Below are 17,496 nucleotides of genomic sequence, written 5' to 3'. Positions count from 1 at the left end.
GTGCTCTCGTGGCTTCTCCAAACCCTGGGCATCAGCGACGACATCAGATCGTCCATCGATCAGGCACAGCTCATCTGGGCCCGTCCGGTGATCCTGTGGGTGGGGATCGCTTTGCTGGTGCCCATCGCTTTTTTCATCGTGCGACGGCAACGGAACAATCTCCCGCACGTCTCTGCCGGGTTACGCTGGCTGCTCTCCGCTTGTCGAGTCGGCATCCTGCTGGTGCTCATCGTCATCCTCGCCGGCCCGTCGCTGCGGTTGACCCGTGAGGTGACGCAGAAGCCGATACTCGCCGTCGTGCTCGATGAGTCCGCGAGCATGGACTTGCCCTTGGGCGTATTGACGGATGAGGAGATGTCGCATCTGGCGGTCGCGGCCGGCCTGCTTCCACCGCCTCAAAAGGACAAGCCGCCGACCCCCCTGTCACCCGAAGTCCGCAAAAAACTCAACGGCTACAGCCGCGCTCAACTCCTCGATGCGGTGTTGACGCATAACCGCCAAACCGTCATCAAACCGCTGAAGGAGCGTTTCGACCTTCGCCTCTATCGTGCTGCGCGGCAGATCCGCTCCGGCGATCTGGCGGGCGAACCCGCCAAACCCTTGAGTGCCGACGAAGCCAAGGAGACCGATCTGGGCGGCGCGATGGACAAGGCGATTGACGAAGCCGTCGGCCGACGTCTCGCGGGGCTGGTGGTGATCTCCGACGGACGCTGGACCAGCGGGCCTGATCCGATGTCGGTCATCGAACGGCTGGGCGGCACGGCTGACGACGCGAGCGTGCATCTCGCATCACATGATGAAAACGCTCCGCCCCTGCGTACGCCTGTCTGGTCGATTCCCGTCGGCTCATCCACCGCGCTGGTCGATGTGAGCCTCGCGGATGTGCTCGCGCCACGACAGGTCGCCCGCAAGGATACGATCGCGGTCGTCGCCACCGTCGATTCGAGCGGTCTCAACGGCAAATCGGTGCAGGTCAAGCTCACCGCTGCCGACGGTAAAGTCATCGACACCAAACCGCTGACGCTCAACAGCGCGGAGCGGCAGCAAGTTCAACTCTCCTTCACGGCTGAGGAACCCGGCGCGACGATGCTGAACGTCGCCATTGACTCGCAGCCCGAAGAACAGGTCAAGGACAACAACCAACAGACCATCTCGCTGCGCGTCGAGACGGAAAAGCAACGACTGCTCTATCTCGAAGGTTATCCGCGATGGGACTTTCGCTTCCTCGATCATGCGCTGCGGCGCGATAACGGCCTCGACACGACGATTGTCATGGAAGCCCAGCTCATCGGCTACGGAGTCCTGCCCGGCGACATGCCCAAGGTTGCAAAATTACCGCAGGATGCAGCGGGCTTCGCGCAATACAACACCGTGCTGCTAGGTGATATTTCCAGCAATCTCCTGCCCGTGAAATTACAGGAGCAACTCGTCAAGGCGGTCGAGGAGGACGGTCTGGGATTGATCGTTCAGGCCGGCCCGCATCACATGCCGCGCGGATTTCTGAATGGCCCGCTGGCGCGAATTCTGCCCGTGCGGTTCGGAGGCAAGGGCGATGCGTCCGGCACTGCCTCAGGCTCCTCGCTGACGGATGGTTCAAGCGTCAACATCCTGGTGGGCATCGACGCGCCGGCGTTTGATCCCTTCCACATGAAAGTCACCGCCACCGGCGCGATCCATCCGGTGTTTCAGCTTTACGACAACGTCACGCAGAACCGCGACGTGTGGAGCCGGATGCCCGAGTTTTTCTGGGCGGCGGCCGCCGAAGACGCTGGCCCGACGGCGACCGTGCTGGCGAAGGTTGAGGGGCCGGGCATTTCGCGCCCGTTGATCGCCGAACGCTACGCCGGTCGTGGTCGTGTGCTCTACATCGGTGACGACACAACCTACCGCTGGCGCAGAAACATCGGCAGCCATCTGTTCTATCGCTTCTGGGGACAGGCCATCCGCTACGTCGCACGGAACAAGGATCGCGGCGGAGACTCAAGCTGGATGGAGGTTTCACCCTCCCGCGCCGAGCCGGGTGATCCTGTCGCCATCGAGCTTTACGCTGTGGACGCCAACGGTAAACCACTCGACCGCGCGGATGTGATCGTGCAGATCACCAGCGGACAAGGCCAGGAACAGGCAACGGTCGCACGGACCGCTGAGACTGGTCACTTTCGCGGGGTGTGGCAACCCAAAACAATCGGATCGTATCGGCTGACGTACACGGACCAACGAGGCAAGGAAGTCACCGGCGGCGTGGCGGTCACCGGTTCAGGACGCGAGCTGCGCAAGCCAAGCGTGGACCGCGATCTCCTGGGTTCCATGGCTGACGCGACCGGCGGCGGGCTGCTGGAACTCGACCGGATCGACAAGCTCCCCGATGTCATCCAGGGCAAACCTATCACCATCTCGCAGTCGCATGAACAGGAAATCTGGGACAACTGGTTGACGCTGATCCTGCTCGTGGGACTTTATTGCACGGACGTCGGCGTCCGGAGATTGCTGGGGCTGACATGATGAGACGTTCCATGACATACAAAAATCGCAAGCACCGCGAATGGCGGACGGCAGCGGTGATCGCAGCCGTGACGATGGGCGTGGTTGTCGCGCTGCTGACCTTGCCGTCGAGGGCAGCCCCCGCTGCCGATGCCGATGGCGCCCTGCCCGACCCGCGCGAGATGGAGCGAGTCGAAGCGTCGATCGACAAGGCTCTGGAGTACCTGCGGAAACATCAGCAGCCCGATGGCAGTTGGCCGTCATCGGGGAATCGTGAAGGGATCAACGCCTTTTGTCTGCTGGCCTTTCTCGGTCGAGGCCACGAGCCGGGGCGAGGCCCGTACAAGGATGTGGTGGACCGCGCGGTGACGCATCTGCTTTCCGTGCAGATCGACACCGGATTTTTCCCTGTCCAGATGTACGACCACGGCCTGTGTACGCTGGCGTTGACGGAAGCGTATGGCTTCATTCCTTCTCCATCACTGCGAAAGCAGATTCAGAAAGCGGTGGACCTGATCGTCAAAAGCCAGAATGCCGCTGGCGGCTGGCGTTACAACCCGCAACCGGCAGATGCGGATTTGAGCGTCACGGTCATGCAGATCGTCGCGCTGCGGTCGGCACAAAATGCGCGACTCGAAGTGCCGCAGACAACGATCGACAACGCCATCAAGTACGTCAAGATGCTGGCGGCACCGGCGGGCGGGTTTGGTTACGCCTCGCCTTCAGCAGGTCCGGCCACCAGTGCCGGCGGAACGCTCAGTCTCCAACTCCTGGGACAATGGGACGACCCCAAGACTCTCAAGGGGCTTGACTACATGAAGACCAACCGTGCTGCCTACGCGCCGGGGCAGGCGTGGTTTTTCTACGCCAACTATTACGCGATGCAGGCACACTTTCAGGCGGGCGGCGACTACTGGGCTGACTGGCATCCCAAGGTCCGCGACGCGCTGCTGACGACACAGGCCGAGGACGGCAGCTGGCCGGGACAGGCGGAGCAGGCTTACAACGGCCCGGCGCAGTGCTACTCCACCGCTGTCGGAGCGATGTGTCTGGAGGTGTATCTGCACTATCTGCCGGCGTATCAGCGTTAGCTTGGAAATGTCTGACAGCTTCCGAGGCACACCCGCAGCAGGAGTTCCCGACGTGGCACGCTCAAGACTCGACCGCGAAATACGCCTGCGACACTTTTGGGCAGCATGGATCGTGCTGGGTGTCTGCGCTTTTGCGTTTTGTGCGACCGCGTCCGCCGGTTCCATCACCGCGACCATCGAAACAAAAGAGCCGATCAGGAAGGTTTACGCCGTCCGCTGGGACAACACCCCGACCGGGCAATACGCCAAGGTGTTTGAGGGCAGGATCGACGGCGAGCGCGTCGTCATCAACGATCTGACTCCGGGTCGCTACAACCTGCGCTTCGAGACTCAGGACGGCCTGATTGAGGGCTGGGACGCGGATGTGCCGCGAAGCGACTACGAACAGGAGCAACCGCTGAGCGATGAGTCGCGGGCGACGATTCTTGAGAAAATGTCGGGGAATATCGTCTGCGGCTTCCCGGATGAGGTCGTGGTGCTCGACGTTCAGGGCAACATCCAGCACGCAGTCGTGCTCATCACGACGCTGCGCCGCCGCCCGTTCACCGAGAGCGTGGGACTTAACACGACGACGTGGATCTGGTCGGTGAATCGCTGGAGTTGGGAAGATCCCGACGAAGTAACGTGGGTTCCCGTGCAGGAGCGACCGAGTTACGCGCTGGTGCGAGAACGGTTGAAGCCGCCGCAGTATGAGGCGAAGAAGGTCGTGTATGCGCGTCATCTGGGCGGAATTGCTTTGACCGAGGAAAAGCCGGACATCGCTCTGGATAAAATGATCCTGCCGGTACCGACGGCGGGGGTTCACGCGGTGAATCCAGACGGCAGCCAGACGACTGAAATCGTTCTCAAGCCCAAAGGTAAGTCGCCGCCGACAGCCCCGCCCGATCTTGAAACGAAGGAGTAGCGCATGAGCAGCCGGTCGATAAATCTCGCTCGCGGCATTGCGTTTATTTGGTTGATTCTCTGCGCCGCTCTCACGGCGCTGGCGGATCGGCAACTGGGTACGATCGGCCCGCCGCAGCGACAGAATCCGCAGCGGCAGACCTCCGGCGAGGCGACCGCGCCGCTGCCGCTGCCCGCCACACCGATGCGCCGCAGCGAGCCCAAGGCTGAGCCTGCGCCGCCGCTTTTCATCGGCAAGCTCAAGTACGGCACGACTCAGGATTACATGCCCAATCCCGGCGACGTGGACAACCTCCTCCGTCACGTGCGCTATCAGCTCGATGCCTGGTACGGCTGGCAGCCCATCGGTATCGACGAAATCGTTGCGATGTACAAAAAGGGCAAGCGCTGCGAATTGCCCTTGTTGTATATCACGGGCTACGAGTCTTTCGAGTTCACCGCTGAGCAGCGCGAGGCTCTGGTTGATTACATCCAGGAAGGCGGCACGCTGCTGGGTGACGCGGCTCTGGGAAGTCCGGCCTTCACCAAGTCGTTTGAAGCGGAAGTTCTCAGGATGTTTCCTCAGCGGAAACTCGAAATCCTCCAGTTGGATCACCCGATCCTTCACGGCTACTACAACTATCAAAACGTCCACTACTTCACGATCGCGCAGGGCATCCACACCCGGATCGAAGGCCCGCCTGCACTGCTGGGGATGAACTTCAACGCTCGTACCGCGGTGATCCTCTCACCCTATGACATGACCTGCGGCTGGGATGAGTTCTACGCGCCGCCTGCCCCGCGAGCCGGAAACGCCAAACCCGAACCCACGATGGCGATGATGCCCAATGACGCGCTGCGCATGGGAATCAACATCGTCTCCTACACAGCGGCGCAACGGCGCTTTGCCAAGGCACAGGCCGTCACACGCGAAGTCGTCGGCGACCAGCCGCAAAAACGCGCTGCGGTGCCCATCGCGCTGCTCAAGCATCAGGGGGACTGGAACCCCGACCCCAACAGTCTCCAGCAACTCATCCGTCTGCTGGCGCAGCAGACGAGTGTTCCGATGGAGTTCAAACTCCAGCCCGTGGACGCCAAAGTAGAGGAACTCATCGACACGCCGATTCTCGTCATGACCGGCATGGATGAGCCGAAGTTGACCGATGACGAGGTGGCTGCGCTTCGCCGCCACCTTCAGGCAGGCGGTTTTCTTTTCATCAACAACACGTCGGGCTTCGCCAAGTTTGACAAGGAAGCGAGAGCGACGATCGCGCGGATCTTTCCGAATCAGAAACTCGAACCGGTGCCCGCTGATCACGAGCTTTTCAAGTCGCTCTATGAAGTTAAATCCGCCCGTGACGCAGGCACGCTGGCGCAGCGTGACGCGGAGCTAGAGATGGTGTCGCTGGATGGACGAGCCGCCATCGTTTACTCAAAAAACGACACGCTGGCGATGCTCAAGGGCGTGCATGATCCCTACGCGAATGCGTATGACGCCGAGTCTGCCCGCAAGATCGCATTGAACATCCTCACCTACGCCGCGAGACGTTGAAGTGTCGCGGATCACCCACGCAAAGACGTGTCAGCTCGTCATGCAATTCCTTCCCGTTATGCACGCAAAGTCAGCAGCGATCCGCCTGACCACTGGTACGAAACTACGAAAGAATCCGCAGATTGATTGACCACGCTTCGGAGAAACCCATGACCAAACTCGGCACCTCTCGACCGCTTGGCCTCAAAGACGCGCCCGCTGCTGAAATCGACCCTGCTGCGCTGGCGCGGCTGGGCGAGGCCCGGCAGGCACTCAAAGCGCAGATCAGCCGCGTCATCATCGGACAGGAACGGATCATCGACGATCTGCTCACCGCGATTTTCGCGCGGGGACACTGCCTGATGGTCGGCGTCCCCGGTCTGGCCAAGACGCTGATGGTGCAGACCATCGCCCGTGCGATCGACCTTCAATTCAACCGCATTCAGTTCACCCCCGATCTGATGCCCGCCGACATCACCGGCACCGAGGTCATCCAGCAGGATCCAACCAGCGGCCAGCGTAGTTTCAAGTTTGTCAACGGCCCGGTGTTCGCCAACATCCTGCTGGCGGATGAAATCAACCGCACCCCTCCGAAAACTCAGGCGGCACTGCTCCAGGCGATGCAGGAGCAGCAGGTCACCAGCGGCGGGCAGACGTATGAATTGCCCAAGCCGTTTTTCGTTCTGGCGACACAAAACCCAATCGAGCAGGAAGGCACCTACCCACTGCCCGAAGCGCAGCTCGATCGTTTCATGTTCCTGCTCAAGGTGGGCTATCCGACGCCGGCGGAGGAACTGGCCATCGCCAAGGCGACGACCAGCGATCTGGCGATCCAGATCGAAAAAGTCCTGCGTGGTCCGGAGATTTTGACACTGCAGAAAATGGTGCGACAGGTTCCCGTGAGCGATCACGTCGCGATGTATTGCGTGAAACTCGGCCGCTCGACGCGCCCCGCCGACGAAATCGCCCCGCCGTTTATACGGGAGTTTGTCAGTTGGGGCGTCGGCCCGCGTGCCATCCAGTACCTCGTGCTGGGGGCAAAGGCCCGCGCCGCACTGGCTGGGCAATACAACGTGACGGTCGAGCATGTGCGTCAGGTTGCCCCGCTGGTGCTGCGACACCGCATGATCGTCAATTTCCACGCCGAGGCTGAAGGCGTGGACAGCGACAACCTGATCAAGCGATTGCTCGAAAACGTCACGGAACCGACGCCGGAGGAATACGACAAGCTCAACGCTACGGCCTGATCCCTCGCATACGGCCGTGCATCGGTTCGCATCAACATGACAACACTTAATTCCAATTCGTCATTGGCAGCGCATATTGTCGAACGGTCTCCTCGACTAGTCGTCCGCCCCGGCGGCGAATATGGCCCCGCTGCTCGCACGTGGCAGGGCATTCCCGGCATCGAACGAACCACACGCGGCCGACTGTGGGCGACGTGGTACACCGGTCAGGGCGGCGAGGGCGCGGGGAATCATGTCGTCGTCGGCGTCAGCGATGACGACGGGAAAACGTGGATCGATCCGTTCATGGTCATCGCCCCAGCCTCGACGGCTGAGCGGGAGTTTGATTCGTGCCTGTGGAGCGATCCGAACGGTACGCTCTGGCTTTTCTGGTCTCAGTGCAACGAGAAAAAGCATTTCGATGGCCGGGCGGGTGTTTGGGAAACGCATACCGCAAACCCCGACGCGGAGAAGCCCACGTGGTCTGCGCCGCGACGCATCGCCAACGGCATCATGATGAACAAGCCCACCGTGCTATCCAGCGGCCGGTGGCTGCTGCCGACATCGGTGTGGTCGGGGGTCGGCCGTGAATGGCATCGTGAGCTTGATCCCGAACGATTTTCCAACGTCCTCGCCAGTGACGATCAAGGCCGGACTTTTCAGATCATCGGCTCCGCGGATGTCCCTGATCGAACCTGCGACGAACACATGATCGTCGAAAGGCGCGATGGTCAACTCTGGATGCTGGTGCGCACCCGATATGGCATCGGCGAGAGCTTTTCCGCTGACGGCGGCAGAACGTGGAGCCTCGGTCAACCCAGCAGGATCGAGGGGCCGGGCAGCCGCATTTTTATCCGCCGCCTGCGGTCAGGGCGGCTGCTCCTGATAAATCATGATCGAAAGCGCGCAGTGGATTCCGGCTTGCGCGGACGCAGTTTTCTGACCGCGTGGCTCTCCGATGATGAAGGCATGACGTGGGACGGAGGCTTGCTCCTCGATGAGCGGTTGATGGTCTCCTATCCCGACGGCATCGAGGCTGACGACGGACGGATTTTCGTGATCTACGACTTCAACCGGGGAGACATCCACTCGCCGACGGCTGAACGGCAGGTGTTGATGGCGGTCTTTCGTGAGCAGGATGTAGATGCGGGTCGGCTTGTCAGTGCCGACGCGCGGCTTCGTGTTCCGGCCAGTCAGGCGACCGGCCTCCTGCACGCCTGCTATGTCCCGCTGCCCGGATAACCCTCAAACGAGACTACCGCACTCATGGTGGAAACTTCCGCGCAATCCGCGACCCGCTACCTCGACCCCGCGGCTCTGGCGAAGCTGAAAAACCTCGGCATCGCGGCGCGTCTGGTCGTCGAGGGACTCTACGCCGGCCAGCACCGCTCGCCGCACCGGGGCTACTCCATCGAGTTCGCCGAGCATCGTGAATACACGCCGGGCGTCGATCCGCGTCACCTCGACTGGAAGATTCTGGGCAAGCGCGACAAGCTCTACGTCAAGCAGTACGAGGAACAGACCAATCTCCGCTGCTACCTCCTGCTCGATTCGTCGGCTTCGATGAGTTACCGCCACGACGGAGCGATCACCAAGTTTGAGTACGCCTGCTACTGCGCTGCGAGCCTGGCTTACCTCATGCAGAGCCAGCATGATGCGTTCGGCCTGATTACCTACGATCAGAAAGTCGCCACGCATATCCCGCCCCGACAGGGACGCAACCACCTGCGCGTCGTACTCGAGGAGCTGGGCAAGGCTCAACCCGTCGGTCAGACCGACCTGACAACGACTTTCAATGAACTGGCGGAGACGATGAAACGTCGCGCGCTGGTCGTCGTGCTCAGCGATCTCTTTTCCGTCGGCGAAGTCGGCAAGCTGCTCGAATCAATCAGCCATCTGCGGCATAAGAAGCACGAGGTCGTGGTGTTTCATGTTCTCGACCGTGCGGAGCTGACTTTCCCATTCGACGACGTTACGCAGATCGAGGACATCGAAACCACGCGGCTGGTCTCCGCCAACGCCAGCTCGATGCGGAATGAATACCTCCGCCGACTCAACGAGTTTATCGACTCCATGCGCTCCGGCTGTCAGTCGCGCGGCGTGGGCTATGCGCTAGCGGATACCAGCCAGCCCTTTGATCTATTCCTTGGAAATTACCTGAGCCACCGGCTGCGGTTGGCGGCCAAACGATGACGCAATACTGAAATGTTCCTGTCTCCTCTCCTGCTCCTGGGCCTGCTTGCGACGGCGATTCCGCTGGTGCTGCACCTGCGCCGCTCCACGAAGGCCAAAAAGATCACCTTCAGCACAACACGCTTTTTCGACGAGCAGTTCATCCGTTCATCACGGCGAGCGCGGTTTCAAGATTTCTTCCTGATGCTTCTGCGCATCCTGCTGCTGGTTCTCTTCGTGCTCGCGCTGGCACAACCGCTGCTGAAGTTCCCCAACCTTGCTGCCTTGGCGGGCGGCAAACGCACTGTCGCCATCGTCATCGACGACTCCGCCTCAATGGGTGTCACCGAGGACCAGGGATCCATGCTCGACCGTGCCAAGCGCGGCGCGATCCTGCTGCTCGATGATCTCTCCGTTGCACGCGGGGATCGGGTCACCGTGGTGCTAGCCGGACGGCGAGAGGACGGCGTTAAATCTCTGTTCGCTGAACCGACCAGCGACTTCGCCTCCGTCCGCAGTGCGATCTCCGCCATCCGCCTGACCGATCTGGCGACGGACCTCAACGGCGCGATCGAGGCCGCATCGCACACCATCGGCGGTGATCTGGCCGGCGGCGCGACGACAGGAAATAAGGAGATTTACGTTTTCAGCGATTTGCAGGAGTCCGCCTTCGCTCCCAGCGACCCGATTGATCCCGGCCCGGGCGTGGGGCTGCTCATGGTCAGCACCCGACCTGATGGACGTGCCTCGCGGGACAACGTCTCGGTCGATGCGATCCAGTACGGCGCGCCGCAGCCGATGATCGGCGTACCCTTCGCTTTCCGCACGCTCGTCACCAATCACTCCGATGCAGCGAGGACTGTCTCCGTGTCGCTGATTATTGACGATGCCAGCGGGGCCGCATCGGGACATGCAGCTCTGCCCGCCGTGCAAAAGGTCGTTGATCTCCCCGCAGGCCGCAGCCGCATCGTCCGATTCGTCCATCGCTTCACCAAACCGGGCTGGTTCAGCGGGCGTGTCGAGGTCGGCCCTCCCCCTGCTGACGCGCAGAATACGTCAGCGGCACCGCGCGATTCGCTGGCGGTCGATAATCAGCGGCACTTTGCGCTGAAGGTTGAAGAAAGCGTCAAGCTCCTCGCCATCAACGGCGCACCGTCGGCAGTCGCTGCGCGGGATGAACTGTTCTTTTTCCGTCTGGCGTTGACATCAACACCGCAATCCGGGTCGCGTGCGACACGAGACGCAGGCTCGATCCGCATCATCGAAAAGCAATCTGCGGGGGTGCCGTTCGTTGATGACACCGCGCAAAGCGGCTCGCCGATCAGTGCTGCGGACCTCGCCCGCCTCGACCTGTCGAACATTCCGCTGATCGTGATGGCCAACGTCGTCGATCTGTCCGCTGGGTCGCTTGAAGCACTGGAGAAATACGTGGACGGCGGCGGGAGCCTGCTGATTTCTCTGGGCGACCGCGTTGATCCCAAAGCCTACAACACCTGGCTGGGTGAGAACCGTCTGCACGGCGGACTGCTGCCCGGACGGATCACCGATCTGGTCGGCAGCACGCAACCCGCGACGGATACCGCGACACCCGATGCCGGCTTTATCGCCTCCGTCGCTGACGAGCATCCCGCCCTGGCAGGTTTCGCCGACGGACAATTCGGCAACCTCTCTGCGGTTCGTTTCACCGCGCGATGGGGACTCGATGCACCTGCTGACTCCGTACTCATGCGTGCCCCCAACGGCGACGCAATCCTCGCGGAGAAACGCTTCGGGCGCGGTCGTGTCATGCTTTTCACCAGCTCACTCGACCGCGACTGGAATAATTTTCCGTTACAGGCTTCGTATGTCCCCTGGCTTTATCGGCTCGTCGGCTACCTCGCGCAGAACAGCCTCGCGGGGGCGAACTTTGTCCGCACGGGGCAGGTGGTTGATCTGCCCGCATCCGCAACGCAGGTCGAGGCCTTACAGGTCGAAACGCCTGACGGCACGATCGAGTACCCGCAGCCTGGAAAATCGACGACTGCCGGCGATAACGCAAGTGCGATGGAATTAGCCGGTGTCGAACATGCGGGCATTTACAAAGTGCGATCCGCATTGGCGAAGGCCTCTGACCCGCCGCGTCTGCTGCTGGCTGCCAATGTTCCCAGTGAGGAATCCGAAGCCGGCGTGCTCGATGACACAGGCGTCAAGGATCACATGGCCGCGGGCGCGGCCTGGGCGTTTGTCGATGCGCCGGAATCTACCGTCGAAGCGGGTCAACTGGCGCGACGCGGATTCGGCGTGTGGGATCAGTTGCTTTTCGTCGCCCTGCTCGTGGGCCTTTTCGAGCCGTGGCTCGCCAATCGTCTGTCGCGACGGCGTGCCCAAAGCTCGCCTGACGCCCTCGCGCAGCGCGACTCGTTGACACGCGCTGAGATTTCTCCGGACGCATCGAAATCTCCAGCCGACCTCCGCCAAAGCGCATGAACACGATGATTCATCCCATCCTCGCCCGGCTGACGCTCGACAACGCGGATCCCGCGTGGTTCTGGCTGCTGGTCGTGGTTGCGTCCGTGCTGATCCTGGCGCTGACTTATCACGGCATTTACCAGCGCAGCGGACGAAAGCTCACGTGGTGCCTCTTTATCCTGCGGCTGGCGGGTGTCCTGGCACTGCTCGTCTCGCTGCTCAAGCCCTCGTGGACGGTGATCCTCTCCCGCACCGATCGGCCACGGCTGGCGGTTGTGCTCGATGACTCGCAAAGCATGTCGCTGCCTCAACGCGCCGGTGACGACGGAGCCTTCACCTCGCGCTATCAGGCGGCAAAGGCATGGCTGAGCGATTCCAGCGCAGGAAAACTTCTCCGCGAACGGTTCGACGTGAGCTGCTTCGCGGTCGATGGCCGGGAGTTGAATTTCGACGACCTGCCGACGGAGCCGACATCCGAGCAAACCGACCTGCTGCGCGGCGTGCGTGCGGCGGCAGGCAAATTACGCGGGCAGTCGGCGGCGGGCATCATCGTCATCAGCGATGGCCGTGACACAACCGGACGCGACGACTACCTCGCCGGTCAGGATTTCATCCTGCCGACTTACGCGATCGGCTTCCGCCAGCCCACACCGGGCAAAGGTACGCCTTACGACCTGTCGGTGGTCTCGGTCGATGCTCCGCAGCGCACGCTGGTTCACAACGCGGTGCAGATCAAAGCCCTCGTGGGTAAGGACGGCGGCGATGCGGTGAACGTGCCGATCCAGATCGAGCGAGCGGGCAAGCCGCTCATGACGCAGCACGTCGCGCTGCCGGCCGGCGCGATTCAGCAGATGGTGACGCTGTCGTACACGCCGACAGAGCCGGGCGATTTCGTCCTGTCGGTTCATGCCCTTGAACAGTCACGGGAGCGAACGACCGCCAACAACACGCGGATATTCAAGCTCCGCGTCGATGCGGACCCGATCCGTGTGCTTTACATCGAGGGCTATCTCCGACCGGAATACACCTTCCTCCGCGACCGGCTGGGTAATGACCCCGACATCAATCTGGCGACGCTCATTCGCTCCGCCAACCCGGACCAGATGGGTGCCAGCGGACTTTCCAGCGTCATCGCGGGCGGCGACCTGATCAATCAGGAACGCCTCCAGAAAATTGATGTCGTCGTGCTCGGCGATTTCGAGGCGTCGATGCTCAGCGATTCTGTCTATACCCAAATCAGAAAATGGGTTGAAGGCGGCGGCGCACTGATGGTGCTCGGCGGCTATCACAGCCTCAGCGATGACGGCCTGGCCAGGACGCCGCTGGCGGAAGCGCTGCCAGTCGAGCTGGTAACCGGCCCGCTTGGACAGGTTGAGGATTCTTTTACGTTGAAGCTGACCGACGACGGCAAACGTCATCCGGCCATGATCGTCACCGGCGATGCGAGCGACGTACAGCGATGGGAAAGTCTGCCGTCGCTCAAAGGCCTGGTGCGGGTGAGCAAGGCGAAGCCCGGTGCAACCGTGCTGATCCGGGCTGTGCCGAGCGGTGACTCATCGACACCCGTCATCGCGCGTGGTGATGAGCCGATCGTGCTGGCATGGCAGCGTTTCGGCAAGGGGCCGGTCGCCGTTCTCACTGCGGACACGACCTGGCGCTGGTCGCGCATCGCACGGCTGGCGGGCAAGCCGGACACGATGTACGTCCGTTTCTGGTCGCAGATGATCCGCTGGCTGGCGGGTCGTGACATCAATCAGGAACGCACACCGCTGGCGGTGAGCACGGATGCCGCGGTCTATCAGCGAGGCCAGCGTGTGACGGTGCGGGTGAAGCGCAATCCCGCAGCGATGGTGCCCACGCCGGACGGTCAGGCAGCCGCGACCACGTTGTTACTCAACGTGCGTTCACCCGACGGCCGCAGCACCGCACTGACGCCGATAGCTTCCGCCGACCCCGACACCTGGACAGCAACCTATTTCCCCGATCGCGGTGGGCGGTTTGAGGTGGATGCGCGGCTTGTCACCGCCTCATCGAGTGCCGCACAGGATTTACCCGAACGCGCCAATCAGGTCGCGGAGTTTCTCGTCCACGGCTCAGGACTGGAGCTTGACGATCCTTCCACCAATCCAGCTCTGCTTGAAAAGCTGGTCCGGCCGACGGGTGGTTATTACACCGACATCGACGATCAGGAGGGACTGACCCGGCTCGTCGAAAACCTGCCGTCTGAACCCCGCGTGACCTACGACACCCGCAAGGCTACGGTGTGGAACAGCCCGGTCGTGCTGCTGATTTTCCTGGGATGCGTGTCGGCGGAGTGGATCATCCGTCGGAGAAACCATCTGGTGTGACGCGGGTGTGCATGACTCACCCGCAGGCGCATACAGCCGTGATGTTTTGCAGAGGGATTGAAAATTGAGATGAGCCGAGGACTCCCATGACGCAAGCGTATGCCGTACTGCTGGAACAGGTGAAGCTCGTGCGCAAGAGCTGGCGGATTCGCCGCGTCGCCGAGGGGTTGCTGCTCCTGCTGGCGGTGACGGTCGGCATCCTCGCGCTGGCAACGATGCTCGATCACGCGATGGCGTTGGGCACAGCAATTCGCTGGATTGTTTTCCTGCTAATCGTCGCTGCGGTCGCGGTCGTCGCGGTTGTCTTTATTTTCCGGCCGCTATTGATTCACCACACGGACGATTACTTCGTTGCGCTGGCGGAGAAGCGGCAGCCCTCGATGCGGAATCGGCTGATCAACGCGCTCCAGCTTGGCCGCCAGACGCAGCCGCATTCGCCGCGGCTGGTGGAGGCGATCGTTTCGGACGGAGCCGCAGCCGCCGACGAGCTGGATGCCTCCCGCGCCGTGTCAGAACCCGCCATGAAACGATTCGCGTCGGGGATGGGAGTGGTCCTCACAGTCGCCGCGATTTATGCGTACTTTGCCGGTCCAGCCGCAGCCGTCAGCGCGCAGCGTGTGCTCATGCCGTGGGCAGACATCCTGCCCTTCACCTGGACAACGCTCGAAGTGACGCCCGCGGAACCGCAGACGTTGCTGGAGGGATCACCGCTGACCATCGAGGCGAAGACCGGCGGACGCTATCCCGATGAGGCGATGCTGAACTGGATCGATACGCAGGGGCATCGTCGCAGCATTCGGATGGCCGGGGAGAAGCCCAACTTCACCCACACCTTTGCCGCATTGGAGAGCGGCTTTCAGTTTTACGTCACTGCCGGCGATGCCCGCAGCCGGACCATCCCCATTTCGGTCGAGCCGCGTCCTCGCGTCGCGCGGATGAGTGCGCAATATCAATACCCGTCCTACACCGCCCTGCCGCCGCGTCAGGCTAAAGAGTTCGACGGACATCTGCACGGCCTGCCGCAGACGCGCGTCACGCTCACCATTGAAGCCAACAAACCGCTCGATCGTGCCGTGATGATCCTCGACAGCGAGCCGCCGGTCACGATGGTCGCTTCCAAAGATCCCGCCGTCTGGACAACTGAAATGACGCTGGTGAAAGCGGGCGTCTTCCGCTTCCGGCTCAGTGACCAGAAAGGGAACGAACTGGACGATGCAGCGCGGTACACGATCACACTGGAGCAGGACACCCCGCCGGTCATCGGCTTCTCACGGCCGGCACGTGATATCCAGGTAAAGCCGGAGGAAGCGATCGACTTCAGCCTCGTGGCGCAGGATGACTTCGGCCTCGGGCCGATCAACCTCATCGGACGAATCAATCCCGATAAAAGTGCCAAGTCCGAACCAGTGACGATCCAGACCTGGCCCAATAGCGAAACCACACCCCTGCTGCGGCAGGAGCTTCAGACTCAAAAGACGGTCGCTCAACTGGGCCTCAAAGCCGGCGACCGCATGGAGTATTGGGCCACCGCAATCGACCGAAATGAAATCTCACCCGACGGGCCGGGCAAAGGGGAATCACGGCATTTCAATATCCTCGTGCTCACACCTGAAGCTGCGCAGAAACTGCTGGAAGCTCAACTCGTCGAATACGCCAAGGCGATCGGCGAGTTGATCCGCCGACAAAGACTCAATCGCACCGAGTCGGCGGGATATCAGCCCGCGGCCGGCCTTGTCGAACGGCAGGTCGAGATTCGTCGCGGCACAAACCAACTGGCGGACGTGATGCAGAAGAATGCGTTTCCTGCGCAGACGATGATCGACGAGCTGCGCAATCTCGCGTCGGACCCGATGGCCAGGACCATCACGATGCTGGAGAGCTACCGTGACGCTACGCAGCTCGAAGCGGGCAAAGCGTTCGCTGCGTCGAGTCTGCCTGTGCAGGACGAGATCATCGCCAAGCTTGAGGAACTGTTGCAGCGCCTCAACCGCGATCAGGCTGTGCGTGAGGAGCTGCGCAAAATCGCCCGGACGGATCAAGCTGCACACAAAGAAGTGCAAGTAACGATGGGCAAGCTGGCGAAGGACCTCGATAGCTTTCTCGCGGAGCAGCGCGATCTCAAGGAGAAATACGAGAAGCTGACCAAGCGCGCAGGCGAGGAATCCAGCGGCGAGGACAACGAAGCACTGTCGGATGCGCAGCACCGGCTGGACCGCTGGAAGCAGTGGGCGAAAGATTCCGTGGACGCCATCGCGAAACTGCCCGAAGGCTTCGTTAACGATACCCAGCTTGCAGAAACGCTGCCGGCGATTTTTGAGGATATCGAGAAGAAAAAACGCGGCCCCACCGAGGAAATCGCCACGCCATCGGAGGAGGGCATGAAAGTCATCAGCACCAAGGTGCTCGAAGACCTTGAGGTCTGGATGGCCCAGAGCGGCGACGCGGTACGTTGGGCGATGGAGGAGCCGCCCGAAGGTAAATTCCAGGTCCAGCCGGCCCCGCTGCCCTCGAACATGCAGGACCTTATCGGCGACCTGATCGAAGACCTCGATGAGTTTGACGAGGAAGCCGACGACATGACCAGCTCATGGGGCGGCGACCTGCCGCAAGGCGGGTGGGATATCGTTGACGGCCCGCTGAGCACTTTCAGCGGACAGGGCAAGACGGGGAATCAGCTACCCCACGCGCACGAGGTAACAGGCCGCACAGGCTCCGGTCGGCGCGGACGATCCTCCGGCCAGATGCAGGGCGATGAGTCAGCAGGCATGGAAGGCCGCCCCACTCCCGCACGAGTGACCAACGAAAAATATCAGGAAGGCAATCCCAAGACGAAGAAACAACTCGATCCGCGCGGGGCGACCGGCGGAGGCAAAAAGACCGGCGGAGGAATGGTCGGTCTCCAGGGCGGCACCAAGCCGGACTTCATCAAGGACATGGCCCGGCTTACGGAGAATCAACAGCAGCTCCGCGAACGGGCGCAGCAGGTGGCCAAACAACTGGAAAACGTCGGCCGATCCTCCTCGCGGGTGAATCGCGCCCTGCAACTGATGGAAAGCGCCGAGCAGGACCTGCGCGACTTGAAATATGAAGATGCTGCCCGAAAGCGCAAGACGGCCATCAGCGAGCTGAAGGCGGAGCAGAACCCGATCGACGAAGCGGTGAACCTGTCGCTCCAGAAAGCCGGCAACCTCCCGCCGGAGCTGCGCCAGCAGATCAGCAATGGTTCGCAGCAGGCCTTGCCTGAAGGATACGAAGACCTCGTAGGCGCGTACTACAAGGCCCTGAGCGGGTCAGGCGAGTAGGCGCAATTATCGTTA

10 protein-coding genes are annotated in these 17,496 nt (G+C 61.7%); all 10 read left to right on the top strand.

Features of this window, described 5'->3' with window-relative positions:
• The 10 genes from IT444_07610 (at position 1) to IT444_07565 (ending at position 17,481) form a co-directional block, all read left to right on the top strand.
• Entirely contained in the window at positions 1-2,502 is a 2,502-nt protein-coding gene (locus IT444_07610) for a hypothetical protein (protein ID MCC7192633.1), read from the top strand.
• Between the two features lie 11 nt (positions 2,503-2,513).
• A complete protein-coding gene (locus tag IT444_07605) occupies positions 2,514-3,572 on the top strand; it encodes a terpene cyclase/mutase family protein (protein MCC7192632.1) in 1,059 nt (352 codons plus the stop codon).
• A 7-nt stretch (positions 3,573-3,579) separates the two neighbouring features.
• Entirely contained in the window at positions 3,580-4,476 is an 897-nt protein-coding gene (locus tag IT444_07600) for a hypothetical protein (protein MCC7192631.1), read from the top strand.
• A gap of 3 nt (positions 4,477-4,479) precedes the next feature.
• The gene (locus tag IT444_07595; GenBank protein MCC7192630.1) at positions 4,480-6,006 is read left to right on the top strand and encodes a DUF4159 domain-containing protein; all 1,527 of its coding nucleotides are present in this window, start codon (positions 4,480-4,482) and stop codon (positions 6,004-6,006) included.
• A gap of 149 nt (positions 6,007-6,155) precedes the next feature.
• Positions 6,156-7,232 (top strand): MoxR family ATPase, encoded by a 1,077-nt coding sequence (locus tag IT444_07590; protein ID MCC7192629.1) that lies wholly within the window; start codon positions 6,156-6,158, stop codon positions 7,230-7,232.
• Positions 7,233-7,268: 36 nt separating this feature from the next.
• The gene (locus tag IT444_07585; protein ID MCC7192628.1) at positions 7,269-8,453 is read left to right on the top strand and encodes an exo-alpha-sialidase; all 1,185 of its coding nucleotides are present in this window, start codon (positions 7,269-7,271) and stop codon (positions 8,451-8,453) included.
• Positions 8,454-8,477: 24 nt separating this feature from the next.
• Entirely contained in the window at positions 8,478-9,404 is a 927-nt protein-coding gene (locus IT444_07580; GenBank protein MCC7192627.1) for a DUF58 domain-containing protein, read from the top strand.
• 12 nt (positions 9,405-9,416) lie between these two features.
• Positions 9,417-11,849, top strand: coding sequence for a VWA domain-containing protein (locus IT444_07575; protein MCC7192626.1), 2,433 nt, complete (start codon positions 9,417-9,419; stop codon positions 11,847-11,849).
• Positions 11,846-14,179: a hypothetical protein gene (locus tag IT444_07570; GenBank protein ID MCC7192625.1), complete on the top strand. Its 2,334-nt coding sequence runs from the start codon at positions 11,846-11,848 to the stop codon at positions 14,177-14,179. Before IT444_07575 ends, IT444_07570 begins: the two co-directional genes overlap by 4 nt.
• Before the next feature lie 86 nt (positions 14,180-14,265).
• Positions 14,266-17,481 (top strand): hypothetical protein, encoded by a 3,216-nt coding sequence (locus IT444_07565; protein MCC7192624.1) that lies wholly within the window; start codon positions 14,266-14,268, stop codon positions 17,479-17,481.
• The last annotated feature ends 15 nt before the right edge of the window (positions 17,482-17,496 follow it).

It is taken from the genome of Phycisphaeraceae bacterium (assembly GCA_020851465.1).
Classification (GTDB): domain Bacteria; phylum Planctomycetota; class Phycisphaerae; order Phycisphaerales; family Phycisphaeraceae; genus JADZCR01.
Note: the sequence above shows the minus strand (reverse complement) of the source record. Positions and strands in the feature narration are given on the sequence as shown.